Genomic DNA, 26,294 nt, shown 5'->3' with positions numbered 1-26,294 from the left:
TGTTTGTCTTCGGCAACGAAGTCGCCAGAGTCATTATCGTTCCAAACGATACCACAGTATTTTGCGAGGGCATTGGCGTTAGGAAAAGCCTTAATGGAGCCCATCTCAGCTAAGATACCGGCTGAATAAACTTTACCGATTCCGGGAATGGAATTCAGTACAGTGTACTCGTCAGGGTTTAGTCCCTGAACTGTTTGAAGGACTGCTTTATCAATCGCTTTGAGTTCTCTTTCAAAGGAACTGATACAATTAAAGGAAGAAGCGATCGAGATAGTAAGCGGCTCATAGAGGCATTTATCAAGCCGGTATGAGTTGCGGGCTGCAGCCTGTAAGATTTTTGCTGTTTCTTCTGGATCAGCAATACGCCCTTTGCTCTTAGAGTTAATAAAAGCAACGAGGTCTTCTGCTGATGAGTTTACGATATCTTCATTCGTTGTGTATTCAGTAAGAATGGCTTCAGCGGTGGCACCATATTTGTTTGCGAATGGATGTTGTCCATCGCGAAGCAATGCGTATTCACTGAACTTGAGATAAATGTTGTTAAGCATGTAAGTCTTTTCTCTTGCAATGCATTCAGTGATGTGCATACGGTGTCTGGTCAGACGCTGCAGGGCAAGGTATTGGGAGCCACGCCATGGCTTGATTGCAATACGTCCTACACGGGCAAAATCAGCAATCACATAAGAATCTATGCCATCATTCTTTCCGATGTCGTTAAAGGACTTCTTGTAGTTCTTAACTTCCTTTGGATTGAGACAATAAACTCTGACGGAGAATGGTGCAAGCAGGTCACTGGCAGAAAGATAATTCGCCAGGTGGACACCATAGAAACCGGTGGATTCCATACCAATAACAACGTATTTGAACTGATGGTTATGTTCTAACACATCAGAAATCATCTGTTCCATAAGGGCTGCGCCTTCCTGCGTGTTTTCTACAGGGTTCATCTTGATGTAGAATTCCTCGTTGAAATCAAGAGCAGAGATAACATGAATACGGGCTGCAATGTCAATCCCAACAAACAGTGTTGAGAGGTAATCAAAATGTTCTTTCACGGATCATCACCACCTTTCAATAAAAATGAAGAATCACAAAGGCATACGCAACAAAAAAGCGTATGCCTTTGTCTTTATCAGAGCATAAAAACTAACAAAAATTATATGCACCCTCAACTTACTTTTAACTTAAATTTCTGAATGTCTTTTTCGTCTGTCACACGCTCAATTACACCGCCGATGCTTCTAAGCTTCTCTTCAAAACATTCATATCCTCTCTGGATATAGACGATATCGTCTACAATCGTAAACCCATCTGCTGCAAGACCTGCGATACAAAGTGCTGCTCCTGCACGGAGATCAGGTGCGCTCACTCTTGCACCGGAAAACTTTTCCACACCTTCGATTGTTGCAGAATTCCCTTCGATTTTAATATTAGCGCCCATTCTTGCAAGCTCATCAAGATATTTGAAACGGTTCTCAAAAATACTTTCTGTAATCGTACTTGTTCCCCGTGCAAGCGCGAGAGCAACACCAATCTGAGGCTGCATATCCGTCGGATATCCCGGATACGGCAGTGTCTTTACCTGCGTGCTCTTCAAACGCCCCTTTGCCACAACACGGACAGCATCATCAAACTCTTCTATTTCACATCCGATATCTATCAACTTAGATATCGTGGCATCCAAATGCTTCGGAATAACATTGAGTACAGTCACATCTCCCTTTGTTGCCGCAGCCGCGAACATAAATGTTCCCGCTTCAATCTGATCCGGAATTATAGAATACTCTGTCTTATGCATGGACTTCACACCGCGGATCTTAATCACATCTGTTCCGGCGCCGCGAATGTTCGCCCCCATGCTGTTCAAAAAATTGGCAACGTCTACGACATGCGGCTCCTTTGCCACATTTTCCATAATTGTAAGACCGTCAGCCATGGCTGCCGCCATCATTACATTGATCGTGGCGCCTACGGTTACCACATCGAAATACAAATGTGTTCCCTTCAGATCTTCTGCTTCTGCCACAATCTTACCATGCTCAATGTCAACGTCTGCCCCCAGCGCACGAAATCCTTTCAAATGCTGATCAATCGGACGGCTTCCGATGTTACAGCCACCCGGAAGCGCGACTTCTGCTTTTCTGTACTTGCCCAGAAGCGCCCCCAACAGATAATAAGAAGCCCGAATCTTCTTGATATAATCATATTCTATATTGAAATCGCCGATTGTACTGCCATTGATTTTTACAGTGTGTCTGTCAATCCGCTGTACCATAGCGCCGATTCCGGCAATTGCTTCCAGCATCACATTGATATCATTGACATCCGGCAGGTTCTCGATCAAAACTGTCTCATCTGTCATAATTGCCGCAGCCAGTATTGCAAGCGCCGCATTTTTGGCTCCGCTGATTTCAACCTCTCCTACCAGCGGATTCCCGCCTTTAATAATATATTGCTCCATACTGCACCTCGATCATCCATATTGTTATCTTGGTTTCCAAAAGTCCAACTTTGCTGTATATATATCAAGTAAATTTATTCTAAGTAAAAATACAATTTCACAAAACGCTAAAATATTATACCACAATTTACAATTTTGTAAAATGTTTTTTTCATTTCTTTGCTTATTTATTACTCATTATCTACTTGCCCGACCGCTTCCAGAACTGTTTCTATAGTCTGCTCAATCTGGTATCCATCCTCACATATTGTGACATCCGCATACTTTTCAAACAACTGTATACGTTCGTCATAAAGATCCCTGAAAGTCTGACCTTCCCGCAATACAACTCCTCGCTTTTTTGGACTTCTGATTCTCCTTTTTATTGTTTGATAAGATGCAGACAAATATACTACCGTTCCGATTTCTTTGTAATGCTGCATGGCCTCATCGCAGTAAACTACACTTCCGCCCGGAGAAATGACAGCGTTTTCCACATTAATATCACGATTCACCTGATTTTCAATCTTAAGAAACCCTTTCTCTCCAACCTCCTCAATGATTTCCCGAAGAAGCTTCCCTTCCTGTTCCTGAATCAACAAGTCTGTATCTATAAATCTTTTCCCCAGCCGTTTTGCAACAACAACTCCTACCGTGCTTTTTCCTACCGCAGGCATACCGATAAAAATAAGATTTCCTTTTTTCATATGTAACTCCGAATTATCCTAAAATTTGATTAATTTTCCTTGTATATCATAACACAATTCCGCATTTTTCACAATTAGTAAAACCTTCCGCGATTTTTTCGGTTATCACGTCTTCTCCGCATTAATTCTTGATACAACATAATTTCTATCATATCCCTTAACCAGTCAGGACGTCTTGAGTGCGGCGGTCTTGATGGATGCGGTGGTCTTGGCGGCTGCGGCGGTCTTGGCGGATACGGCGGTCTTGACGGATGCGCCCCTCTCATTTGCTGGCTGTTTACCGCCGATTCTTCTGTTTCCTCAGAAATCATATCTTCATATCCTGTGCCGAAAAAAATCTTCTCATTATTTTTTACATTATTATAGACTCTGCCGCACATCATTCTAAGCTGCAGTTTATCTGGATATTCATCGTACATCATACTGTTCTGATATTCCATCCGGTCGCACTCTTCCTCTACATACGGAAGAATCCGCTTTGCCACATCAGGATACAAACTCTTCATATACTCGATATCTCTTTCATCCACACGCCCGTCATCATAGACAAATGGCATGGGATAGACCATATAATAGGGCAGCTTTCCCTGCATATCTTCACCATCCGTTTTCAGAATATAATTTACTATATGCAGAAAAGACTCCTCTGACACAGGATTTTACCACGCCATCCAGATTAATATTTTGCCTAAACACTATATGACATTATCACCATATAATCTCATCATTTATTTCACCCAATATAAATGCCAGCCCAGGGCTTGTCCCAGTTTTTCACTACTATTTAAAATATTATTTCCATCTACTATTTTTATATCACGACTTCCATTCATTTCAGGCAAATTACAACCTATTGACATTCTAATTTTTTCGCCTCTTCAAGTTCTGCCATTACTTCTTCCAACTGCATTTCTTCTTTTATCATTTGAACCCTCCATAAAAAATTATATTTACAATAAACATCCCATTTTCACAGGTACATTGTAGTTCTCCATTATTCTCCTCTACAATCTGTTTCACATTTTCCAATCCCCATCCATGTTTCATTTTATCTGTTTTTCCTGATAAAAACTTCTTCTCATTCATAACCGGAATATTTCTACTGGCATTCTTTACTTTATTAAAAAAAAACATAACGAACACAATTCCTATACTTCCAATACACGCTCTTTTTATTTGAAGAGCTCTTTTTAAATCACATTTAATGTACATCATTTTTATCCAATATTTTTAGCTGTTATTGCGCTATAAATTTCTTCATATTCTATGTAGTCTGAACTCCTATCTTCCTTACACTCTCGTATAGTAACCACCCAGACTGGTTCCATATCAAGTTCTTCTTGATCATGAACATCCTTAACCCAAAAAGCCAATTGTGCTGCTACTGCCTCATATTTATTATCAGTTAGTAGCATTGAGTATTCTTTCTCTATAGAATCTGCCACTTTATCAAAGGGTTGTAATTTTAGAAGCTCCTTACTTTTTGTAAACTCATACCCATATAACAATTGCAATTTCTCAATACTATCTGATATCTCCGTAATTTGCAATGGTGCTGCTTCTTCTGATAGACCACAAGAAAATTTATTTGAAAACACACGTATCCCTTGCCATCTTTCGTAACCACACCAAGCACTACTTTTCACTTCTAGCTTTTCACTATACGCTCTATTTTCTAAACTAAAATTTTTTATCCCCCACGATTTCAGTTGATTATCCAAATTTATTTTTTTAAATGAAATTTCCCTATCTTCTTGAATTTTCTCTATCGTTTTTTTGAAAATTTTTCTTCTAATTCTTTCTGTACTACCTTATAGTTCTCGGAATTTGACATGTATATGGCTGTATCTTTTATGATGGTAAGTGCCGCTCCCTTAGCATTCTTATATAACCATTTATCAATTTTCTCAACTTCTTTTTGGGGGTTATTTTTGTATAACAAATCCTTTACTATCTTTTCTTCATTAATCTTTATTCTTCTCGCTTTGCCATTATATAAAAACGCTTCTGCCGTTTCATCTATTACAATATCTACTTCAATTTTAATGCTATCCGACACTCTCTTATATGTTTTTGGAAATTCATCTATACTACATATCATCTTATCACTCGATTTCTGACAAGATACATTTCCAAAACAACATACTATAACAAGCAGTATTACCCCTAAGCTTTTTCTTATCATTGTCCTTATCTCATACTTTTCTACATTTCCTATACCAACATAACATAGAATCAATAATCCCTCACATTACTCTATTTCAGAATACACTCTCTTCTCGATTTCAGAGCAGTCACTCTTTTTTTACGGACACCATGTTCCAACTAAGTGCCATCCAAGTCCTGGTGCGCCATATCCATCCATCTGATACAAAAGTCCTGGATAAACAGGTGTTCCGTATTTATAACTGCTGGTCAAATTCAAGCTCCTGTTCACTTGTTGATATGCCGAACAGGAATCTCCACTGCTTAAACATCTGGACCGAACTCGTACATAATCTCCCACATAGGTTGTTGGTGTTATATAGAAATTGGTGTCCCAGTCATCTTTTCCTTCTGTAAAAGAATATATATCTCCGTGTTTGATATCGAGGTAACTATTACCTGCATAAACAGGAATTGCTGTAAAACCTATCATTAAAAAGCACAAAGAAATAATACTTACTATTTTCCTCTTCATCTTATCCCACTCTCCTTTGTATTCAATTATTGATTCTTATGTTATGTTCCTTAGTTCATATCCTATCATTTACCACAATACCAAACAACTGATTGACCTTATTCTCACTAATTCTGACCCTATTCTCTTACTTTGTATCTGACCGCATTAATATTTGGCGCTTACTATAAAAATAATCCTTATTTTGCACAATCGGGTAGGAAGTAGATAATTATTTTATCTACCGACCTCCCACACCACTTATCCCGACTTTTTCATTATTCCGAAATATCCAGTCTAAAGTCACATTTATAAGGAATCTGTGTCAAAAAGTCGGGATAAATATTGTCTTACTCTAAGCAGTAGTGCCGCTTCAAAAGTTCTTCATCATCTTTCCAATTAATGTTGTATTCCGTTAGTTTCCTGCTAAAATCATATACTCTTTTTTGAAACCCGATATTCATTCTTATTATTTTCTAAATGCGAAAAAACGAGGATCGTTAAGTCCCCGCCTTTTCTTAGAAATATTTACTTTATTAAGGAAGACAATAATGGGTGTTCATGCCCTTTCCTTCTTGGATAAGCATACCGTTTTCAACCATTTTCTTTAGCAGCCGCCCACATGATGACTGGCCTATACCAAGCAGTATTTCTATTTCCTTTCTTGTAATAACGTCCCGTTGCTTTGTCAGAGCAATCACTTTTTCTTCTGGTGTGCATTTCTCTGGATTTACTTGCATTTGCCTTGCGGGTTCAGGCATTGCATTCAAATTAGGGAGGATAATTTTAAATGCATTATCAGATGTTTCTATCTGCGGCGTAATTCCAGTTCCCTCATACGCTTCCATGATTTTTATAATTCCGGTTCCATAGGCTTCTATCAACTCCAAACGGTAAAATACATTTGCCAGTTTGGAATTCCGACAGACGGAAATACCCATCGTTATATCTTTTAAGGACACGCCGCTTACCAGACCGCCAATAGAGGTGAATTCCAGTCTGTCTGCGTAAAGGCTAATGAAAGTACTGGCGCGGAATGAATATTCATGATGCACAAGAAGATTCAAAAGAGCTTCTCTGACTGCTGTTTCCGGATAATCCCGTCTGTCAATACGATATAACTTATCAAAGGTTGAGTGTGTCTGATTTCGGAAATCAATAAAATCATATGCTTCATCCATCTGCCGAAACAGGGAGCCGGAGAATTCTTTCCGATCCTTAAATTCACTCTGCCTTGTACCTTGAAAAACCGCGGCTTTAATTGTATGAACACACTGATCCGAAAGCAGTAACCCTAAGTTTGTATAGACGCCATCCTGTGTTACCATTCCTAATGTTTTCATTTGTGTGAGACCAAACTTTACATTTCGTTCAGCAAATATTTTTTTTGCACTTTCAAAGGTTAGTTTTTGTTCCAAAGACCGCATTTCCTCAAAATGATCTCCGTCGGTTTCCTTAATCATGCGACGGATCGCTGTATTTGTAGCCGGAACGGAGGAATAACCTTGGCGGACATAAACGCCTTCAGGACGCAAGCCTTTTTTGGCTATATAATATGGCCGCTCTGTTCCCTGCTGAATATCAACTGCAACAATTTCTTACCATCTACCGTTACTGTTTCATAATGAAGAAACATCATCAGATCCGGTTTAATTGCATCTCGAACCATATTGCTGATTTGCAAAGAAGTTTCGTCTGGGTTATCCAGTCCTGACACTGTTCCGTCATCCTGAACACCGATATACAGTTTTCCGCCCTCACAGTTTGCAAAAGCAATAATTTCTTTTTTTATATCCTCCACTACAATTGTTTTTAATTCAACCATTTCGCTTTCCTGAAAAATCATCTGATCTCCTCCTTAATCTTATTCTACCCACATTCTACTCATTCTTGTCAATTGTTTGGGTAGAATAAGTAGATAGAATTACAACAGTATCCAGCCCATTTTAAACCGCCTTCGGCGAAGGGCTGGATATATGAAGGAAAGGAATGGGACATAGTGAACAGTATCAAAATATTCTTGAATATGTAAACTCTAAATCTTCTGAGGCGGAGAAAAATCTTCCGGTTGAAGTAATCATGAAAAAAAGCTTAGAAAAAATATTTCTGATGTTGAAGCGAAACTTTTCACAATGGAATTTGTGAATATTGAAACTGTGAGAAATACGGAAGCAGTAAAAGTTAAATAAGGAAATGTTATTTTTATTAGGGTAAACGGCTCTACAGAAGAAGGTTGGTATAAACGTAGTTCTGAAGTAGTAATTGAATACTTTGAAACGGTTTATTATTATGTACGAGTTTAAGAGACGAACCGCTAAAATATTTGTGAGCGTAGAAAAATACGGCTTAAAGCATATTTCATAGTAGTAAATCTACACGAAAAAATAAATGTGTTGAAATAAAAGGTTTGGTTATCGAATAATTTGGAAATGATAGTGTATATAGTATTGAAAGTCTATTGAGTAGTTATTACCACGAAGCAACCAATAGGGCAACACGAGGGTTCAATCTTAGAGAACTAGCGGAGCATATTTTTGAACAAAAAGAAAATGTACTCGCGGATACTCGTGTTCTGATAAAAGAAATAGAAGAATTTTTTGTTAATAGAGATAAATATTTTGAACGCTATCTGGATCAAGAATCAATAGAAAAATTAGCTGAGAGAATATATGTGTTTTTGAATCTTAGGGATAGTGAAATACAGGAAGTAATTTTGAGAAAACGCTTAGAAGCTGAATTTGCTATGAAAATTGGTCATTTAAATAATATTGATAAAGAAGCGACGATAAAATTGGATATTAAGGATAATAGCATCGAATTTAGAGTAGTGAAAAATGAAAAATTTGAAATATTAAATACCATAGATTTAAACAAAGAAATTATTTATATGGATGATCCATTTGTTCTAGATGAGTTAAACCAATTTCAATAGCACTTTTTCTCTAACGAATATGCACATCGTCAAGATTTACTGGGAAAATTAGCAAGAGATAAAAAGGCTGATGGTTTTTCTGTTGTTGATGAACTTGTTGTACAAAAAAAGTTGGAAAGAATTTTTGAAAAAATGCAAGAGGTATGTGATGGAAGTATAATGTCGGATGATGGAAAAACTTTTGTTTATGAATCGGCTAATTTAAATGGTAATTTGAAAACGCTGCACAATCAGTTGTCGGCTATCTTCATCACTGTCCCTATTCTCTTATAAAAATAATTCTTATTTTGCACGACAAAAAGACAGGAAAGAAACCTGCATTTCTCTCCTGTCTCTTAGTTCGTAGTTATTGATATTATACCGCCGCTTCAGCTGCTTTCTGGCTATATCCATGTGCTTCCTCCAGCATCATGTCTTTTACCTTCATCAGACGGATCTGAGTACTTCTCTCGTTCTCATCCAGCTTCATTGTAATATACTTGATATTCTTTTCCGTCTCCGGAATAATAACGTGCTCCAGCGCATTTACACGCCGTCTCGTCTTTTCGATTTCTGCCGCCATAAGCTGACAGGCCTTTTCGCACTCTGCAAGGCGGATCATATCCGGCAGAATATCCGCCAGTGATTTCACCGCACCGTCCAGATCACTGGAGGTAAATGCGAAGCCATAAGAATAAATATCGTTCTCATCGGCTGTTCTTGTCTTATATTCAAACGTCGGAATATCAACACTCATGACATTTTTCTCACCCGGAACAAGGTTGATTTCCTGCTTCGGAGCCATCAGTGCCGTATTCAGCGCCGCTTCTGACATACCTGCCTTGGCGATAACAAAATTTTTATTTGCGGATACAATTCCCGCTTCCACCCGAAGTCTGACTTCCATGTTCTCACGAACCAGGTCCAGATACTGACGCATCAGTTCATCACGCTTATCCTTGAGCAGCTTATGACCGCGGATCGCCGTAATACGCTTCTTTTTCAGACGCGTCAGTTCCATACGGGTTGGATTTACCTGTGTGGATGCCAAGTGCTGTCACCTCCCTTTACTTTAAACAGTTTATTGAAACATTCCATGCATGGCTCGATTTCATTTCACTTTATCTCGCTGTAGGGCATCGCCCTATGCAAAACCCGTTCAGTGTTCATCTACAGGCAAGCCTGCATGACCACTGAACGCTTTTTATGCATGTCAGTTTATTTTCCATAATACATGTCAAGGAACTTATCATCAATACGTTTCAACTCTGTTCTAGGCAGCATGGAGAGCAGCTTCCATCCAATCTCCAGTGTCTCTTCAATACTTCTGTCCGTATTATATCCCTGGGAGACATACTGCTCCTCAAATGCATCCGCAAACTTGGCATACATCAGGTCAATCTCGGTCAGTGCTGCTTCACCTAAGATCACCATCAGCTCTTTTGCGTCCTTTCCACGTGCATAAGCAGAGAATAACTGGTTCATTGTATTGGAGTGGTCTGCACGTGTCTTGCCTTCGCCAATACCCTTATCTTTCAGACGGGACAGTGAGGGTAATACATCAATCGGCGGCTGCAGACCTTTACGGTACAGATCACGTCCGAGAATAATCTGCCCCTCTGTAATGTACCCGGTCAAGTCAGGGATCGGATGGGTCTTATCATCCTCAGGCATGGTCAGAATCGGAATCATTGTAATACTTCCGTTCTTGCCATTCTGGCGTCCCGCTCTCTCATACAGAGAAGCAAGGTCGGTATACATATATCCCGGATATCCGCGGCGTCCCGGAACCTCTTTACGGGCTGCGGACACCTCACGCAAAGCATCTGCGTAGTTGGTAATGTCAGTCAGGATAACCAGTACGTGCATGTCTTTTTCAAACGCAAGATACTCGGCTGCAGTCAGAGCCATACGCGGTGTTGCAATACGCTCGATAGCCGGGTCATTTGCCAGGTTGACAAAGAGAACAGTACGGTCGATAGCACCTGTCTCTTTAAAGCTTTCTACGAAGAAGTTGGACTCCTCGAACGTGATACCCATCGCAGCAAATACAACGGCAAACTTATCATCCGTTCCGCGTACTTTTGCCTGTCTTGCAATCTGAGCAGCCAGTTGTGCATGAGGCATACCGGATGCAGAGAAAATCGGCAGTTTCTGTCCGCGGACCAGTGTATTCAATCCGTCAATGGCGGAAATACCTGTCTGAATAAACTCCTCCGGGTAGCTTCTCGCTGCCGGATTCATAGGCAGGCCGTTGATATCCATGCGGGCATCTGGCAAAATCTCCGGACCATCGTCAATCGGTCTTCCAAGTCCGTCAAAAACGCGTCCGAGCATATCTTCAGATACGCCAAGCTCCATGCTCCGACCCAGAAATCTTACCTTACTGTTTGAAAGATTGATACCGGTAGAGCTTTCAAACAACTGTACCATAGCGTCTGTTCCGTTTACTTCAAGAACCTTACAACGGCGTACTTCGCCGCTTGCAAGCTCAATTTCTCCTAATTCATCGTAGGAGACATTCTCTACGCCCTGTACCAGCATCAGCGGTCCGGCAACTTCTTGTATAGTTCTATACTCTTTTGGCATTTAGAATTCCTCCTTTCCCAATGCATTAGCAATCTCAACATGAAGCTGGTCTTGTACTTTCTTGTACTCTGTATCCAGATTATCTTCTGTTGTATATTTGAAACGTCCGATCTGCTCACGAACCGGCATACTGATCAGTTTGTTCAACTGCGCGCCCTGTTTCAAAGCTTCTACAGCCTTCTCATAATACTCTGTTACGAGACACATCATCATATGCTGTTTCTTCAATGAAGTATAGGTGTCTACTTCATGGAATGAATTCTGGTGCAGGAAGTCCTCACGGATAGAGCGTGCAGCCTCCATCTTCAGACGGTCAGCCGGTGACAGTGCATCCATTCCTACCATCTTAACGATTTCTTCCAGTTCTGCTTCTTCCTGAAGCAGTGTCATCATCTTCTGACGACCTGCCATCCAGTCCTCTGCAACCTCTGTGTTGAACCATTTCGCCATATCATCCAGATACAGTGAATAGCTGTTCAGCCAGTTAATCGCCGGGAAATGTCTCTTATACGCAAGCGCTGAATCCAGTCCCCAGAATACCTTTACAATACGGAGTGTGGCCTGGGATACTGGTTCGGAAATATCTCCGCCCGGAGGGGAAACAGCTCCGATGACAGAAAGCGCGCCTTCTCTGTTATCTTTTCCAAGTGAGATTACATGTCCTGCTCTCTCATAGAACTGAGCAAGGCGGCTTCCCAGATAAGCCGGGTAACCTTCTTCACCTGGCATCTCTTCCAGACGTCCTGACATCTCTCGAAGAGCTTCTGCCCAACGGGATGTGGAATCAGCCATCAATGCAACAGAGAATCCCATATCACGGAAATACTCTGCAATTGTAATACCTGTATAAATAGATGCCTCACGGGCAGCAACCGGCATATCAGATGTATTTGCAATCAGAACAGTTCTCTGCATAAGAGACTCTCCCGTTTTCGGGTCTTTCAATTCCGGGAACTCGTTCAAAACATCTGTCATCTCATTTCCACGCTCTCCGCAGCCGATATATACTACGATGTCTGCCTCAGCCCATTTAGCAAGCTGGTGCTGGATCACTGTCTTGCCGCTTCCGAATGGTCCCGGAACGGCTGCTACACCACCCTTTGCAATTGGGAAGAACATATCTACAACACGTTGTCCTGTTACAAGCGGCATACTCGGCGGAAGCTTCTTCTGATACGGACGTCCGCGGCGGACAGGCCACTTCTGCATCATTGTCAGCTCTTTGTCACCGTTCTCTGTCTCAATAACAGCTACCACTTCTTCTACCGTAAATTCTCCGGCTTTGATTTCTTTTACTTTACCTTTGATTCCATAAGGAACCATAATCTTCTGCTGTACAACAATCGTCTCCTGTACAGTACCGATCACATCTCCAGTCTCTACTTCGTCGCCAACCTGTGCTGTCGGAACGAACTCCCACTTTAAATCACGTTTCAAAGACGGAACTTCAACTCCACGCTTCAAGCTGTTACCGGAAATCTTCATAATATCATCCAGAGGTCTCTGAATACCATCATAAATGCTTGTGATCAGACCAGGTCCCAATTCAACGGACAACGGAACACCCATAGATTCAACCGGTTCTCCCGGTCCCAGTCCTGATGTCTCCTCATATACCTGAATGGAAGCCTCATCTCCGTGCATCTCAATGATTTCACCGATCAGTCTCTGGTTACTGACACGAACCACGTCAAACATATTCGCGTCACGCATTCCCGTTGCAATAACAAGCGGTCCTGCGACCTTTTTAATTACGCCTGTGCTCATCTTGACGAATTACCTCCTACCTATAAAACTTGGTGAGGTTCTTACGAACCTAGTTGTTAGGTACACCCTGTCGATTTGGCGAGGTCTTTCCGAGCCTAATGACATGGGTGTTTCCTTTTTGGTGAGGTTCTTGCGAACCTAGTTGTTAAGCACACCCTGTCGATTTGGCGAGGTCTTTTCGAGCCTAATGACATGGGTGTTTCCTTTTTTGGTGAGGTTCTTACGAACCTAGTTGTTAGGTACACCCTGTCGATTTGGCGAGGCCTTTCCGAGCCTAATGACATGGGTGTTTCCTTTTTGGTGAGGTTCTTACGAACCTTCGCTACTCTTGTGAAAACAAAATATCTGCTCCGACTGCCTGTTCTACAGTCAATTTTACACCTTCTACTCCGGCTCCGGTATTACCCGATACCCCCGGTATCTGGATAATTGCGGGAAGTGTCTTCTCCTGATATTCTGCTATCTCGTCCTTCAGTTCTGCTGCAACAGCCTCTGTAATATAGATGATCCCATATTTACCTGTCGCAAGCTGCCTTAACTTCTCAGCGGCTTCTTCCCGGGTCTTAACAGGACAGATGCTAAGACCCAGTGTAGCGAAGCCGTAGATACTGTCATAATCGCCGATCACTGCAATCTTATACATACATCTCCCTTACCCTTTCCCGAATCGCTTCTTCCGGAAAATCATTCTGCTTTCCGGTCAGTATAATCCGAACTGTCTTTATTTCATTTTCTCTGGCAATCTGATAAGCCACCAGAGGTCCCACAGAAAAAGCATTGTATTTCTGTGGTTTAATTGTTTCTATCATACGGTTGTCGCACCAGCGTTCAAATGCGGACGGTGACTCCGACAGAGCCTGGGCGCCTCCGGCATAATCTGTACCGGCAAGGTATTCGCATATTGCGTCCATACCGGCAAGAGCTGCCTTGGAGAGCTGATCCACGCTGATCCCTTCACATTCGGCCATAGCACGTTTCATGAATTCCAGTGACTTTCCGGTCTTCCATGAGCGAACTGCAATCTTGATGTCCGCAATTGCCACGGTAGACTCCGCATAGTTCCTGATAATTTCATCTTCCGCGTTCTGTCCCGCCTCATAGATTGCTTCCAACGCTGCTTTATCAATAATCACATCACAAAGCTGCCCGTCTCTTGTATGAAGCAGTGTATCGTAGGCATCCTGCGCTGCCGCTGCCATCTTTCCCGGAAGCCGTCCGAATTCTTTATTCTCCACGATACTCAGCATCTCCGTACCCGGAATACTGCAGTCATCATAGAAAATATGTTCATTGCGGACCTCTGTGCATACTTCTTTAATCGCCGCTTTTAAATTATGGTACACTTTTGTATAGGAAAGAACCTCGAACACGGTCAGATCAGGAGCTGCCTCCCGAATCACTTCCCACGTCTTCTCTTCCTCCCGTTTCAGCATCGCTGCTGCGTCAAGTCCTGTATCTGCATCCCCCCAGCCGCGCTCACTTAAGAGTTCCAGACACTGCTGGCCACTCTGGCAGTTTACAAGCTGGTCAACGAAGGAATCCGTCAGCAGAGAAGCTTCCAGTGCACGTATCCGCGCAACCGCATAAGTATACTCTAAATCATTCAATTATATTTACCTCCTGCTTATGCGAACAGCAGTCCATGTACATGGTCCGATAATTCATCCCTGCGCGCGTCAAACATCGCTTTCATTGTGCAGTTCTCTTCAATACCGCCATATACCAGAATGAATCCGCCGGTCATTTCCTTCGGTTCCTTGGATAAAGTCAGGGTTCCCCCTTTGCTCTTAGCAGTTTCCTGAATCTCTGTTTCAAATCCCGCAGGCATCCGTTTCAAATCCTTCTCTGAGAAATAAATACTGCCGTCTCCCGTCTGTACATACTTCACAAGGATTTTGTGAATCATGGCAAAATATGCCTCATCGTCCAGATTCAGCACTTTGTCATATGCCTGTGCAAGCACATTGCCGATAATCTCCTGCTTTGCCTGAAGAAATGCTTTCTTGCGCTGCATATCACAGGAAGATTTAATCCGTTCTGCATGTGTCTTCACTTCCGCCTCGGACTTCTGGGAGATCTTCAGAGATTCTGCTTCCGCCTCTGCCTTTGCCGCATTCATAATCTTTTCGGCTTCTGCTTTGGCTTTGGCAATCTGTTCTTCTGCTGAGTGGTTCGCTTCATCCAGAATCTGACTTTTCATCTTTTCTAATCCACTCATCAATATGTCCCCCTCTGAATTAAATCTGAATTGCACTTACTGCAAGGAATGAGATCAGCAGTGCGAGAATCGCATATGTCTCAACCATTGCCGGGAACAACATTGCTTTACCAAACTGATCCGGTTTCTTTGCAATGATTCCGATTGCCGCTGCTGCAGTCTTTCCCTGAGACTTTCCGGAAATAAGACCTACAATACCGATCGGCAGACAAGCTGCAAGAATCAGAAGTCCTGTCTGAACAGAAACATCAGCAACACCGCCGCCGAGAAGACCTATCTTTGACAATGTAACGAAACCGATAATCAATCCATACAGACCCTGTGTACCTGGCAGAAGCTGCATAATCAATACTTTTGCAAATTTGCTCGGATCCTCAGACATAACGCCTGATGCTGCCTGACCTGCAATACCTACTCCAAGTGCGGAACCTGCTCCTGACAGAAATACCGCTGTTGCTGCTCCAAGAAGCGCATAAACAATACCTAACTGACTCATAACTTTGTTTCCTCCTTAACATCTGCATATTTTGTATTTGCTTTAAATGGATTAAATTCTCTTCCGCCGCCTTCGTAAAACTTACCAAAGAACTCTACGAACTGGAGACGGTTGGTGTGCACATAGGCACCCAGTAAATTAATTGCTAAATTAAATAAGTGTCCGAAAATGAAAACGGCAATAAATAAGATCACACCGCCCACACTCTTTCCTCCCATACTTCCCATCTGGTTGATAACAGAAGCAATAACTCCTGTTGCCAGCCCCAGCGCCAGAAGTCTGGAATAAGAAAGTACATCACTGAGCCATCCGCTCACATTATACAAGTCATATGCACCAAGTGCGATACGAAGACCAAAATTCTTGCTGCTTCGCCCGGACATCAATACGATCCCCACTGCTCCGATAATTGCCAGAGCTTTACCAAGAGTATTGACAAACGGTGGAAATACAATCTCCATCTGTGCGATAGATGCAAACAATTCACTTGGAATCAGCATGATCAAAAGTCCGCACAACAACGCATACCACAGTACTACATCGCATAGAAAATCCATGTACTTTTTATCTCTCAGGCACATATATCCCTTGAGTCCAAGACCTGTGAACAGGTGGATGACTCCGAATAACATGGAAAATACCAACAGCTTCATCGGGTCATCAAGCGGCGCGAACCACAGTGCTTTGATTCCAACCTCATGTCCCAAGAACACCCTTGAAATGACATTGACTGCATCTCCGAAATACCCGCCAAACAAGATACCCCAGAATAAAGTAGACAATCCGCACCAGAAGAACAACTGGAATGCTTTTTTCATGCCATCTCCCATTCGCGGGAACTTTATTAATAGTACGCCGCAGGCAATGGATACGATTGCTCCGTATGCCGCATCGGATAACATCATTCCGAACAGAAACACATAGAACACCGCCATAATGGAAGTCGGGTCTATCTCTCCTTTGCCCGGAAGTCCGAAAGCTGCCAGAACACCTTCCGCACCGGAGGCAAATCCATTGTTCTGAAGAAGTACAGGTGCTTCCTCATCTTCCTTCACTTCCTCAATATCGAGTACACAATCATACTGCTTTGCCAGTTTCTCCACCCTCGGTACATACTTCTTCGGCACATAGCCGCTGATCACAAATGTTCTTCCCGACTGTGGAATCTGTCCGAGCACCGCATATTTGTCAGCACGGACACGGTAATAATCTGCCAACAGACAGAGATCTTCTTTATTAACATTCAGACTGACCACATCCTGTTCAATCTGTGTAATCTTATCCTCTCTCTCTGCAATCTCACGCCGCATATTATCTACTGCCTGCGACGGAACTTTATCCCAAATCTGGGATGGTTTTGCGAACCCTCTTCCCCGAAGAGCCTCTTCCACCTGCGCCACTTCCCGGCGCATACAGAACACCGCCACATATGTGCTGTCCTGATCTGCGGAAATAATATGTGCATCCACGCCCCCTGTATCAGGTACGCGTTCTGCAAGTACACTGTAAACCTCTTCCAGTGATACTCCTGCCGGCATAACTCCGAGAAGCATGTCTGTATGGGCAGTTCCTTTATAGTTCATCGGAACACCCAGAGTAAGCCACGGCGTCAGACTCTCAATGCTGTTTGTCAGCTTCAGAATCTCTGCCTTTTGCTCGGCTTTTTCTTTGTCCAGTGTCTGAATCCGGCTTACAACTCTCTGTAATTCTTCCTTACGGTCAATTACCTGCCGGTACCGGTCTTCATCAACCAGTTCTTTCCCCGCAAGAGAAGCAAGCATGGACTGTTTTACAGGAGCATATACCTGCAGCAATTCCACTGCCTTATCTGCCGAAGCCGCAGCTTTGTCAAAACTCATTCTTGCATTTGTCGTATCCATCTTCTGAAAATCTTCATCCCCATCGTCAATGATGTGATTGATTTCCATGACGCCAAGTGCCTGCAGCTTCTCCAAAATAGCTTTTCGGTTCTTCTTCAGTGCGCAGATACTGATTCGCTGCATCTGCAATACCGCCATAGTCTGATCCCTCCTTTTCTTATATTTACTAAATCAGATAATACAAATATTGAGACTGACCTCAGACCAGCTTTGAAATCACAAGGTCAACCGCCTCATCCGTTTTCTGCACCGCTGTCTCTTTTAAAGACTGGATTTCGCCGGTAAGTGCACTCTCCGCAGCCTTCAACGTCTGTTCGCCCTCTGCTCTGGCTTTCTCCATCGCCTGTGCTGCTTTCTGCTTCGCCTGCTGAATCTCATTCTCCTTCAGCTGCGCTGCATCCTTTACAGCATCCGAAAGCAATTGACTGCCCTTATCTTGAGCCTCTTTTACAAGCTGCTCTGCCTGGGCTTCTGCTTCTTTGATCACCCGAATCGTCTCTTCTACCATACTTTTGTCACCGCCTTTCTAATAAGATATAGTTTTCCCACAAATATTCTCATTCATCGCGTAAACGTATGTCGTACTATAGAATATCATACTTTTTAGTAATAGTCTACAATTTCCGCCAACCTTTTTTACTATTTCCTTGTGCAGATTTTTGACATGTTTGTTAATTAAATATCATTCTTATAATTATTACTCATTTCACCAGTTTAAATCATGCAGCTGCCCTTCACAGCTCATGCCTGAAAATCCATTCTGTCTCAGCGCTTCGTAAAGTACGATTGCAACTGAATTTGCCAAATTCAAAGAACGGATTTCGCCCGCCATCGGAATGCGAATACAATTTTCCTTATTATGCACCAAGATTTGTTCCGGGATTCCGGCACTTTCTTTTCCAAACATAATGAAGCAGTCCTCTCCATACTTGACATCTGTGTACCGTTTTTGTGCTTTTGTAGTCGCCATATAAATCCTCGCATCCGGATTCTTTACCAGAAAATCCTCGTAATTAATGTAAGTCTTTACATCCAGATCTTTCCAGTAATCCATTCCAGCACGTCTTAATGATTTCTCATCCAATTTAAATCCCAGCGGTTCAATCAGATGCAGTCTTGTATTTGCCGCTGCACAGGTTCTTCCGATATTTCCTGTATTCGCCGGAATCTCCGGCTCAAGTAATACAATATTTAACATATTTTCTCTCTTTTCCTGTTAAATCTGCATAAAAGGTCAGGTTCCTGTCTGAACCCGACCTTTTTCTTCTCTCTCATTTACTATCTTACTACAGTTTCCTAATAATTTCCAGACCTTTTTTCATTACATCTTATCTGTTAGTAACAGTTCAGCCTTTCGGCTGCACTGTTACTCAAAACAGTCCACCGGACTGTTTTATCGCATACTTGGCAACTGAATCCGCCCTATTTTAAGTTCACCTGCGGTGAAAGGGCTGGATATATCGCTGTCATCACTTCATTGGTCGGACACCTTGCAGCGCAGTGCAAGATGTCGTGTAAACAGTAACTCTTATCTTTCATTCCGCAGTCTTTGTACAAAATGCCCCAGCCGTGCAAGCGCTTTTTTCAAATCTTCCAATGAATATGCATAGGAAATACGCAAGAATCCTTCGCCGCATTCTCCAAATGCAGTTCCCGGTACAACCGCAACCTTCTCTTCCATCAAAAGTCGCTCTGCAAACTGCTCAGATGTCATGCCAAATTCCTGAATGCTCGGAAATACATAGAATGCCCCGAACGGCTCAAAACATTCCAGTCCCATTCTGGAAAATTCATGCATCAGAAAACGGCGGCGCTGATTGTAAGCCTTCCGCATCTCCTCCACATCTGCCTCACAGCTGCGCAAACCTTCCACAGCCGCATACTGACTGGTAGTCGGCGCACACATAATTGCGAACTGATGCAGTTTAATCATCTGTTCCAGAACTCCATGAGGTCCGCAGCAATATCCGAGACGCCATCCAGTCATCGCAAAGCCCTTGGAAAATCCGTTGATCACAATAGATCTTTCTTTCATCCCCGGCAGGCTTGCAATAGACACATGTTCACCTTTATAACTTAACTCAGAATATATTTCATCAGAAATCACATATAAATCATGTTCTTCTACGAATTTTGCCACAGGCTCCAGATCCTCTCTTGTCATAATCGAACCTGTCGGGTTATTTGGAAACGGCAGCACCAAAATCTTCGTCTTGTCAGTTACAACAGCTTCCATATCTTTTACAGTCAGTTTGAATTCATTCTCTGCTTTTAGTTCCACGATCACCGGAACTCCGTCTGCCATAATCGTACACGGCAGATACGACACGTATGACGGCTGCGGGATCAGCACTTCATCTCCCGGATCCAGCATACAGCGCAGCGCCACATCAATAGCTTCACTTCCGCCTACTGTTACCATTGTCTCCTTTTTGGGATCGTATCTGACATGAATCTTACGCTCCATATAATTACAGATTTCATTGCGGAGTTCCTGCAATCCCGCATTCGATGTATAAAATGTTCTTCCCTTTTCCAGAGAGAAAATTCCTTCTTCCCTGATCCTCCACGGTGTATCAAAATCAGGCTCGCCTACACCAAGGGAGATCACATCTTCCATCTCTGCAGCCACATCAAAAAACTTTCGGATTCCGGAGGGCTGGACTTCAATAATTTTCTTTGATAATGGGCTTCTCATTATGGTGTCACCAGCATCCTTTCTGATTCTTTCTTCGGTACCATGATTGTTCCGTGATCTTTATATTTCTTCAATATAAAATGCGTTGCAGTACTCAGCACCGAATCAATCGGAGACAGTTTCTCGGATACGAACCGAGATACTTCCTTCAAGGATTTCTCATCCAATGTCACAAGCAGATCATAACTTCCTGAAATCAGATACACCGCATTTACCTCTGGATAGTTGTAAATACGTTCTGCAATACGGTCAAACCCCTGCCCTCTCTGTGGAGTTACACGTACCTCAATCAGCGCTACAACCTTTTCTTCACTTGTCTTATCCCAGTCGATCAATGTATGATAGCCACAGATAATCTTCTCCTTCTCCATCTCTGCAATTTCATTTGCCACATCTGTCTCTTCTGCACCGAGCAGCACACCTAGCTCTCCTAAATCTACCCGGCTGTGCTTCTCCAGATATTTCAGAATTTCGATTCTAAATTCCTGTTTCTTATTCATGCTTCCTCTCCTTTTCTATGGGCTTTTGCTTTCCAATTCGCTTAACTGTTCCATTTATTTTGCCAAATTCTTTAATCTTTTCTCCTGCCACAGCGCCAGCTCATCAGACGCCGGTCTGTCCAAAAAACGTGTTTCTTCTCCGCTTGTGATCACCCGCGCATTCTCTGCGGTGGTACTCCCAAGCCTGACGGCTCGCGCGCCGCACCCACGCAAAATTTCCAATAATGTTTCTCCACTACACGTAAACATCAGAACTGCTCCTGCCGAAGTCATCTGATATGGATTCAGCCTGTAGAACTCACATAATTCGATTGTTTCCTGACAGATTGTCATTTTGGACATATCTACGTGCAAGCCAACCCGTGCTGCCTCCGCAGTTTCCCACAGCGCTGCCAGAATCCCTCCGCTTCCAATCTGCTGCATGGCGCTTACATGTCCTCTCACGGCACGGATTGCTTCCGTCTGAACCAGTTCTCCTTTTAAAGCTTTCATCTGCCGTAAAAATGCCGGAGTAAACCGGCTGCCCAGCTCTTCTCCGCACTCTTCTAGAATCTGCTGCATCCCCTCCAGTGCAAGGGAGCCGCACAGGATAATTTCTTGTCCCGCAGATATCTGTTCCAAATACAGAAGTTCACGCTTTTTCACTGTTCCCATCGCAGTCACCTGTACCATCATCTGTGAAAGAGCCGGGATTGTCTCTGCACGGATTCCCCTAATGGAAATGTGCTGCGCATCGCAAAGCGCCCTGATTTCCTTCACCGCTCTCCGCATATCTTCCTCACTCGCAGAAGACGGCAGAAAAATCCTCCCCCGCAGTGACTGCGCCTCTCCGCCTCTTGTCATCAGGTCATTGACTGCCTTTGCCGCCGCTGAATATCCGACAAACATTGCATTTCCACAGGAAAATGCATCGGCAGTCAGAATAAGTGTTTCTTTATCCGACTTTAACGGCACCGCAGTACACATTTCTGCTTCTGACACTTTCAGCAAAGATTCTTCCTCTTCTGTATGCAGTTGTTTCAAAACAGACCGTCTCCAGACGGTCTGCGGCACATTTCCCGGTCGCATCTCTCTTTCCTTTCTTATAAAGCCGGATCTGCATAACAGTTCAGCATAAGACTTTGCACTTGCTGCAAAATCCGTAAGAACGTGTAATGAAGAAATAGTTACGGATTTTCTGAGTCCGGATATAAAATTTCATTGATCGTATTAAGTATCGTATTTTCGTCCTGTGTCAGGATTGCTTTGTTCATCTTCTCTGTTGCAGCAGGATCGTCAGATGCCGTTCCAACACCATACGTCTCAGGCGCCGCAACATAATTACTGTAATTGATAACATCCCGGCTGATTTCCACATCATCCTCATAGACTATCTTCCAAAGCTGTGCCGAAATCTCCGGATGTGACGCACTATGCCAGTTATAATACCCGATATAGTCCTCCGTTGCCACGAACCGTTTGCCTTCTGTTTCCTTACTCTCTGTTGTCTCACTGAAAAACTCTATTCTGCGGCCGGGATTTCGGGTCTCCTTTCCATATACGTTAAAGGTCACATTGCCCTCTGAAAGAATTGCTTCAATATATACCGGATGCTCCAGATTATTTTTAAAAACCAGATCCAGTACATCATCTGCAATGGCTGCATCTCTGGACGGCTCCGCATATGTTACAAGCATGGAATGCGGATATCGTTCCACAATTTCCAGTTCTGCAAACAAAAGCGCATTGTACAAGGTTGTAGATACCTGACAAATACCTCCGCCCATGGTATTTACAACCGTATTACTCTCATAAGAAGCAGCCTCCTTATATCCATTCTCGTATGTATATGGCTCCATCAATGCATTTGCTGAAACCTCGTCTCCCGGCTCCATCAGCGTACCGTTAATATGCATTGCACCAGATTCTACGTTTTTTGAACGGCCAGAACCATCGGCTCCATAGAAAGTTGTATGGGTGCCAAGCAGATCTGTTACTTCTGCCAAATCTTTTTCTGTGATTTCTGGTGCGGTTGCTTTTACAGCCACTTTCAGACTGACACCCTTTCCATCCCAGTCCTCATTCAGAATACGGTTCAATTTTTCTGCTGCCCCCTTCGCGTCCGGAGCTTCACCGTTCTTTTCCTTAATAACCGTTATATTACCATCCTTCTGTGTCACCGACGCATTGACCGGAAGCTGTACTTTTCCTTCACTTCTTGCCTGCAAAACAGTTTTGACCTTTTTTTCAGACACTTTCATTGGCAACACAATCTGAAAATTAAGCTTTCCCCTCTCAGACGCACGAATGATCTTATAAGAATCCACCGCACTGCCAGTTCTACCGTGTTCTCTCGCAGCATTTACCGCAGATTTTATCCCCTTCGCTTGAAAACCCATCTCTTCCAGTGTCGCTTCTATCGTACCGCCTGTCTCCAGTTCAAAGGAGAAAGTTTCCGAACTGTACTGCTTCACTGCAGATTCTACTGCCTTCAATGCTTCCTCTTCCTTCATACCTGAGACATCCACATTACCAATATGAACACCGTCTAAAATCTTGCCGTCATCATGTCTCTTCACAGCCTTACGGAAAAACAGTTCTATTCCACCCACTAATATTACCGCTGCCAGAAGCACAATTCCCAGCAGGATCAGATTGCGCCTGTCATAACGAGGCTTACGTCTTCTCCTGCGTTTTTTTTGTTTACTTCCCATTTTTCTTAACCCCTGTTTACTGCGCGGCTGTCACGTTGAGCATAACCAAACCGCTTCGTTTCAATTGTGTTTTTCTGCTGCAACAGTGCTGCCGGAAGGCTGAACTGTTACTTTTCTGCCCGCAGTCTATACCAGATACGGAACAATCATTGTCAGCAGCATAGCCGCTACAATAACAAGCACGACAATTGAAACAATCTTACGAAACTTTTTACTATACAGATTCATAATATCATGTCCTCTCATTATAATACAAAATAAAAAATATTACTTTTTATTCTATACTGATTACATTTGTTTTGCAAGTTATAAGTTACTGTTACCGACATCTTGCACTGCACTGCAAGGTGCCCGACCTTTGAAGTGATGACAGCGATATATCCAGCCCCTCGCCGAAGGCGACTTAAAATGGGCTGGATACTGTTACTGGAGCGCCCGTAGGGTGTGAACAGTAACAGTTATAAAACATACCCTTGCCTGATTCGTCAGCGGATTCCGGTTCTGGTAGTCGAACAACAGCAGTTCTCCTCCAATTCGTTCCAAATGGGTCATCTTCCGCATTTGCCGTTTATCATACTGCTCATATCCTTTCAGATAACAACGCTCTTTCTCTTCTCTGTCATAAAATGCTGCTGCCGTTTCCTTGTCTACAGTTGCTTCTCCGGCAAATGCAGGACGGTTTTTTACATTTTCCCGCAAATACAAATCATAAGTCAGACTTTCCCGATACTGCTTCTGCCATACATCTATAGCATCTGCAAACTCATTTATAAAGCCATGCTCTGACTTCAGATATTGCTGGATAAATGCCGAAAGTATCTCATATCTACTGATACGAGTATGGCTGACCTGACTCAAACCATTTTCTTCATAATAATCTCTCAATGCTTCAAACATGGAAAATGCATCGGTAAATTCACGCTCCAGTAATTCCAGTGTTTCTTCAAACTGCCCGCTGTTGTAATAAATTTCCACCATTTCCTCTATACCTTTAAGACATATTACATCTTCATATGAAAGCCATTTTGTAGAAAGCACTTCAAAAGGCGGTCTGTCCTGGTACAGCAGTTCATAATCCAGCTTTTTCTCTTCCATATAAGAGCCTTTCAATACTTTTAGAAAACCGAGCTGAAGCTGTTCTGGTTTCAATGCATATACATCATTAAAAGAATGCCGGAAAGTCTCGTAATCTTCATAAGGCAGCCCCGCGATCAGATCCAAATGCTGATGAACATTTCCCCATTGCCGCACCCTCCTGACAATTTCCGCCGCCTTTTCAAAATTCATCGTCCGATGAATTTCCCGAATAGTCTGTTCATTAGTAGACTGAATACCAATTTCCAACTGTATCAGCCCCGGACGCATGGACGCAATGAGTTCCAATTCTTCCTCATTCAGCAAATCTGCCGCCACCTCAAAATGAAAGTTGGTCATCCCTTGATCATGCTCTGCCAGATACCGCCAAATTGCCAGTGCATGGTCATGCCTGCAATTAAATGTCCTGTCCACAAATTTCACCTGCGGTACTTTGTGGTCAATAAAAAACTGCAATTCCTTTTTCACCAGCTCCAAATCCCGGAACCGCAGGCATTTGTCAATGGATGACAGACAATAGCTGCACAAAAACGGACATCCCCTGCTGGACTCGTAATAAATAATCTTATGCTCAAAATCTTCAATATGATGATAAACAAAAGGAAGAGCATTCAAGTCTTTCATTACCGGGCGGTCAGAGCAAGTAACAATTTCAATGTTTTTTATTCCTTTTTCCCGGGATTCTTCTATTTTTGTCTCCAATCTCCTGCTGTGAAATGTAATTCCATGAATTTTATTCAAACATCTACTGACGTTTTCCTCATTATCTTCACAGCAAGCGGATGCCCCTCCATCCTTCCTCCCTGCATAAAACCGCACCAGTTCCAAAAATGTTTCTTCCCCCTCGCCCCGTATAACACCCCTGACCTGCGGTAATCTCAAAAGTACATCCTCTGCATTCCACGAAACTTCCGGTCCTCCAAGCCAGATTTCCATCTCAGGCAGCACTTTATGAATTTCCCTGACGAGCTGATCCACATAAGTAATATTCCACAGATAGCAGGAAAAGCACAACACATCCGGTTTCTTTCTATATAAATCCATTAATATCTGCTCCAACGGCTGATTGATCGTACATTCTGCAATTTCTATATCTATATTACAAACTCCAGACATCCCATTTTGTTCCTGCCCCCGCTCAACACCTTTTTCCGAAAAATGCTTCTCTGCATAGGCTTTTAAATTATATACTGCCAGATTGGAATGGATATATTTTGCATTAACCGCTGTAAGTAGTATTTTCATAAGTTTAATCCTTTCTTTCTGCCTTCTTCGTCCGGCAGAGTACCTCGTAAAACTTCGTTTTTCTCGGTCACTTCGCTCTCTTCTGCCTTCTCCATCCGGCAGAATACCTTGTAAAACTCGCTTTCCTCAGTCGCTTAACTCGCCGAATCAGCCAAGCAACAGTTCAGCATAGGAGTTTACACGTTACAGTTCAGCATAGGAGTTTACACGTTACAGTTCAGCCCAGGACTTTGCACTGGCTGCAAAGTCCGTGAAATAACGTATAGGTAGAAATGCATCAAGCCACCACGAAGTGGTTTTGCATGGCTTGATGCCTGTAACAGGAAGCCGAAGGCTGAACTGTTACGTTTGCACTTACTGCAAACTCCGTAAAAATGCGTGCTGGGAAAATAGACT

Annotated in this window: 24 protein-coding genes and 2 pseudogenes; 1 reads left to right on the top strand and 25 read right to left on the bottom strand. The window is 42.8% G+C overall.

Annotation, left to right across the window (positions count from 1 at the left end; genetic code table 11):
- From NFS18_RS11010 to NFS18_RS10970, 10 genes and pseudogenes are all read right to left on the bottom strand, one after another.
- Positions 1–1,055, bottom strand: a 1,055-nt coding sequence (locus tag NFS18_RS11010; protein ID WP_251390084.1) for an IS110 family RNA-guided transposase, incomplete at its 3' end; no start/stop codon positions are given.
- Positions 1,056–1,168: 113 nt separating this feature from the next.
- Entirely contained in the window at positions 1,169–2,461 is a 1,293-nt protein-coding gene (locus NFS18_RS11005; protein WP_251390083.1) for a UDP-N-acetylglucosamine 1-carboxyvinyltransferase, read from the bottom strand.
- A gap of 170 nt (positions 2,462–2,631) precedes the next feature.
- Positions 2,632–3,147 carry a shikimate kinase gene (locus tag NFS18_RS11000; protein WP_251390082.1) on the bottom strand — a complete coding sequence of 172 codons (516 nt, stop codon included), beginning with the start codon at positions 3,145–3,147 and terminating at the stop codon, positions 2,632–2,634.
- Positions 3,148–3,502: 355 nt separating this feature from the next.
- A pseudogene (locus NFS18_RS19940) lies at positions 3,503–3,740 on the bottom strand (hypothetical protein); the annotation flags it as partial.
- Between the two features lie 135 nt (positions 3,741–3,875).
- Positions 3,876–4,007 carry a hypothetical protein gene (locus NFS18_RS19375; RefSeq protein ID WP_277613603.1) on the bottom strand — a complete coding sequence of 44 codons (132 nt, stop codon included), beginning with the start codon at positions 4,005–4,007 and terminating at the stop codon, positions 3,876–3,878.
- Positions 4,008–4,068: 61 nt separating this feature from the next.
- Positions 4,069–4,281 carry a GHKL domain-containing protein gene (locus NFS18_RS10990; RefSeq protein WP_251390080.1) on the bottom strand — a complete coding sequence of 71 codons (213 nt, stop codon included), beginning with the start codon at positions 4,279–4,281 and terminating at the stop codon, positions 4,069–4,071.
- Between the two features lie 83 nt (positions 4,282–4,364).
- Complete coding sequence (locus NFS18_RS10985) at positions 4,365–4,868, bottom strand: hypothetical protein (protein ID WP_251390079.1); 504 nt, start codon at positions 4,866–4,868, stop codon at positions 4,365–4,367.
- Between the two features lie 44 nt (positions 4,869–4,912).
- On the bottom strand, positions 4,913–5,332 hold the full coding sequence (locus tag NFS18_RS10980) for a hypothetical protein (RefSeq protein ID WP_251390078.1): 420 nt from the start codon (positions 5,330–5,332) through the stop codon (positions 4,913–4,915).
- Positions 5,333–5,452: 120 nt separating this feature from the next.
- Positions 5,453–5,827, bottom strand: a complete 375-nt coding sequence (locus tag NFS18_RS10975) for a hypothetical protein (RefSeq protein WP_251390077.1) — start codon at positions 5,825–5,827, stop codon at positions 5,453–5,455.
- 515 nt (positions 5,828–6,342) lie between these two features.
- Positions 6,343–7,652 (bottom strand): annotated as a pseudogene (locus tag NFS18_RS10970) (RNA-binding domain-containing protein).
- Between the two features lie 612 nt (positions 7,653–8,264).
- Here NFS18_RS10970 and NFS18_RS10965 point away from each other — a divergent pair.
- Positions 8,265–8,738 carry a hypothetical protein gene (locus tag NFS18_RS10965; protein WP_251390076.1) on the top strand — a complete coding sequence of 158 codons (474 nt, stop codon included), beginning with the start codon at positions 8,265–8,267 and terminating at the stop codon, positions 8,736–8,738.
- A gap of 355 nt (positions 8,739–9,093) precedes the next feature.
- Here the strand turns inward: NFS18_RS10965 and NFS18_RS10960 are convergent, their stop codons facing one another.
- The 15 genes from NFS18_RS10960 to NFS18_RS10890 all read right to left on the bottom strand — a co-directional run bounded on the left by NFS18_RS10960 (position 9,094) and on the right by NFS18_RS10890 (position 25,898).
- On the bottom strand, positions 9,094–9,768 hold the full coding sequence (locus NFS18_RS10960; RefSeq protein ID WP_251390075.1) for a V-type ATP synthase subunit D: 675 nt from the start codon (positions 9,766–9,768) through the stop codon (positions 9,094–9,096).
- A 167-nt stretch (positions 9,769–9,935) separates the two neighbouring features.
- Entirely contained in the window at positions 9,936–11,306 is a 1,371-nt protein-coding gene (locus tag NFS18_RS10955; RefSeq protein WP_251390074.1) for a V-type ATP synthase subunit B, read from the bottom strand.
- Positions 11,307–13,073, bottom strand: coding sequence for a V-type ATP synthase subunit A (locus tag NFS18_RS10950; protein ID WP_251390073.1), 1,767 nt, complete (start codon positions 13,071–13,073; stop codon positions 11,307–11,309). It lies immediately after the preceding gene.
- 322 nt (positions 13,074–13,395) lie between these two features.
- The gene (locus tag NFS18_RS10945; protein ID WP_251390072.1) at positions 13,396–13,716 is read right to left on the bottom strand and encodes a V-type ATP synthase subunit F; all 321 of its coding nucleotides are present in this window, start codon (positions 13,714–13,716) and stop codon (positions 13,396–13,398) included.
- On the bottom strand, positions 13,709–14,680 hold the full coding sequence (locus NFS18_RS10940) for a V0D/AC39 family V-type ATPase subunit (protein ID WP_251390071.1): 972 nt from the start codon (positions 14,678–14,680) through the stop codon (positions 13,709–13,711). Before NFS18_RS10940 ends, NFS18_RS10945 begins: the two co-directional genes overlap by 8 nt.
- A gap of 17 nt (positions 14,681–14,697) precedes the next feature.
- The gene (locus NFS18_RS10935; protein ID WP_251390070.1) at positions 14,698–15,291 is read right to left on the bottom strand and encodes a V-type ATP synthase subunit E; all 594 of its coding nucleotides are present in this window, start codon (positions 15,289–15,291) and stop codon (positions 14,698–14,700) included.
- Between the two features lie 19 nt (positions 15,292–15,310).
- Complete coding sequence (locus NFS18_RS10930) at positions 15,311–15,787, bottom strand: V-type ATP synthase subunit K (RefSeq protein ID WP_251390069.1); 477 nt, start codon at positions 15,785–15,787, stop codon at positions 15,311–15,313.
- Positions 15,784–17,805, bottom strand: a complete 2,022-nt coding sequence (locus NFS18_RS10925) for a V-type ATP synthase subunit I (RefSeq protein ID WP_251390068.1) — start codon at positions 17,803–17,805, stop codon at positions 15,784–15,786. The genes NFS18_RS10930 and NFS18_RS10925 overlap by 4 nt, the downstream gene beginning before the upstream one ends.
- Before the next feature lie 61 nt (positions 17,806–17,866).
- The gene (locus tag NFS18_RS10920; RefSeq protein ID WP_251390067.1) at positions 17,867–18,175 is read right to left on the bottom strand and encodes an ATPase; all 309 of its coding nucleotides are present in this window, start codon (positions 18,173–18,175) and stop codon (positions 17,867–17,869) included.
- A gap of 198 nt (positions 18,176–18,373) precedes the next feature.
- Positions 18,374–18,865 (bottom strand): tRNA (cytidine(34)-2'-O)-methyltransferase, encoded by a 492-nt coding sequence (locus tag NFS18_RS10915; RefSeq protein ID WP_251390066.1) that lies wholly within the window; start codon positions 18,863–18,865, stop codon positions 18,374–18,376.
- A 330-nt stretch (positions 18,866–19,195) separates the two neighbouring features.
- Positions 19,196–20,365 carry an aminotransferase class I/II-fold pyridoxal phosphate-dependent enzyme gene (locus NFS18_RS10910; protein ID WP_251390065.1) on the bottom strand — a complete coding sequence of 390 codons (1,170 nt, stop codon included), beginning with the start codon at positions 20,363–20,365 and terminating at the stop codon, positions 19,196–19,198.
- The gene (locus tag NFS18_RS10905) at positions 20,365–20,865 is read right to left on the bottom strand and encodes an Lrp/AsnC family transcriptional regulator (RefSeq protein WP_251390064.1); all 501 of its coding nucleotides are present in this window, start codon (positions 20,863–20,865) and stop codon (positions 20,365–20,367) included. The genes NFS18_RS10910 and NFS18_RS10905 overlap by 1 nt, the downstream gene beginning before the upstream one ends.
- A 54-nt stretch (positions 20,866–20,919) precedes the next feature.
- On the bottom strand, positions 20,920–21,933 hold the full coding sequence (locus tag NFS18_RS10900) for an AIR synthase-related protein (protein WP_251390063.1): 1,014 nt from the start codon (positions 21,931–21,933) through the stop codon (positions 20,920–20,922).
- Between the two features lie 98 nt (positions 21,934–22,031).
- Positions 22,032–23,558 (bottom strand): VanW family protein, encoded by a 1,527-nt coding sequence (locus tag NFS18_RS10895; protein WP_251390062.1) that lies wholly within the window; start codon positions 23,556–23,558, stop codon positions 22,032–22,034.
- Positions 23,559–23,981: 423 nt separating this feature from the next.
- Positions 23,982–25,898 carry a B12-binding domain-containing radical SAM protein gene (locus NFS18_RS10890; protein ID WP_251390061.1) on the bottom strand — a complete coding sequence of 639 codons (1,917 nt, stop codon included), beginning with the start codon at positions 25,896–25,898 and terminating at the stop codon, positions 23,982–23,984.
- Positions 25,899–26,294 lie beyond the last annotated feature (396 nt).

This window comes from Mediterraneibacter agrestimuris, from assembly GCF_943193195.1.
Lineage (GTDB): Bacteria > Bacillota > Clostridia > Lachnospirales > Lachnospiraceae > Schaedlerella > Schaedlerella agrestimuris.
Note: the sequence above shows the minus strand (reverse complement) of the source record. Positions and strands in the feature narration are given on the sequence as shown.

Bases quoted from the DNA above. Each gene is read 5' to 3' on its own strand.
- NFS18_RS10990 (WP_251390080.1), bottom strand. From the start codon at position 4,281: ATGTTTTTTTTTAATAAAGTAAAGAATGCCAGTAGAAATATTCCGGTT.
- NFS18_RS10900 (WP_251390063.1), bottom strand. From the start codon at position 21,933: ATGCGACCGGGAAATGTGCCGCAGACCGTCTGGAGACGGTCTGTTTTG.
- NFS18_RS10955 (WP_251390074.1), bottom strand. From the start codon at position 11,306: ATGCCAAAAGAGTATAGAACTATACAAGAAGTTGCCGGACCGCTGATG.
- NFS18_RS10975 (WP_251390077.1), bottom strand. From the start codon at position 5,827: ATGAAGAGGAAAATAGTAAGTATTATTTCTTTGTGCTTTTTAATGATA.
- NFS18_RS10905 (WP_251390064.1), bottom strand. From the start codon at position 20,865: ATGAATAAGAAACAGGAATTTAGAATCGAAATTCTGAAATATCTGGAG.
- NFS18_RS10925 (WP_251390068.1), bottom strand. From the start codon at position 17,805: ATGGCGGTATTGCAGATGCAGCGAATCAGTATCTGCGCACTGAAGAAG.
- NFS18_RS10980 (WP_251390078.1), bottom strand. From the start codon at position 5,332: ATGATAAGAAAAAGCTTAGGGGTAATACTGCTTGTTATAGTATGTTGT.
- NFS18_RS10895 (WP_251390062.1), bottom strand. From the start codon at position 23,558: ATGGGAAGTAAACAAAAAAAACGCAGGAGAAGACGTAAGCCTCGTTAT.
- NFS18_RS10950 (WP_251390073.1), bottom strand. From the start codon at position 13,073: ATGAGCACAGGCGTAATTAAAAAGGTCGCAGGACCGCTTGTTATTGCA.
- NFS18_RS10935 (WP_251390070.1), bottom strand. From the start codon at position 15,291: ATGAGTGGATTAGAAAAGATGAAAAGTCAGATTCTGGATGAAGCGAAC.
- NFS18_RS10920 (WP_251390067.1), bottom strand. From the start codon at position 18,175: ATGGTAGAAGAGACGATTCGGGTGATCAAAGAAGCAGAAGCCCAGGCA.
- NFS18_RS10915 (WP_251390066.1), bottom strand. From the start codon at position 18,865: ATGTTAAATATTGTATTACTTGAGCCGGAGATTCCGGCGAATACAGGA.
- NFS18_RS10945 (WP_251390072.1), bottom strand. From the start codon at position 13,716: ATGTATAAGATTGCAGTGATCGGCGATTATGACAGTATCTACGGCTTC.
- NFS18_RS10890 (WP_251390061.1), bottom strand. From the start codon at position 25,898: ATGAAAATACTACTTACAGCGGTTAATGCAAAATATATCCATTCCAAT.
- NFS18_RS11005 (WP_251390083.1), bottom strand. From the start codon at position 2,461: ATGGAGCAATATATTATTAAAGGCGGGAATCCGCTGGTAGGAGAGGTT.
- NFS18_RS10910 (WP_251390065.1), bottom strand. From the start codon at position 20,365: ATGAGAAGCCCATTATCAAAGAAAATTATTGAAGTCCAGCCCTCCGGA.
- NFS18_RS11000 (WP_251390082.1), bottom strand. From the start codon at position 3,147: ATGAAAAAAGGAAATCTTATTTTTATCGGTATGCCTGCGGTAGGAAAA.
- NFS18_RS10930 (WP_251390069.1), bottom strand. From the start codon at position 15,787: ATGAGTCAGTTAGGTATTGTTTATGCGCTTCTTGGAGCAGCAACAGCG.
- NFS18_RS19375 (WP_277613603.1), bottom strand. From the start codon at position 4,007: ATGTCAATAGGTTGTAATTTGCCTGAAATGAATGGAAGTCGTGATATA.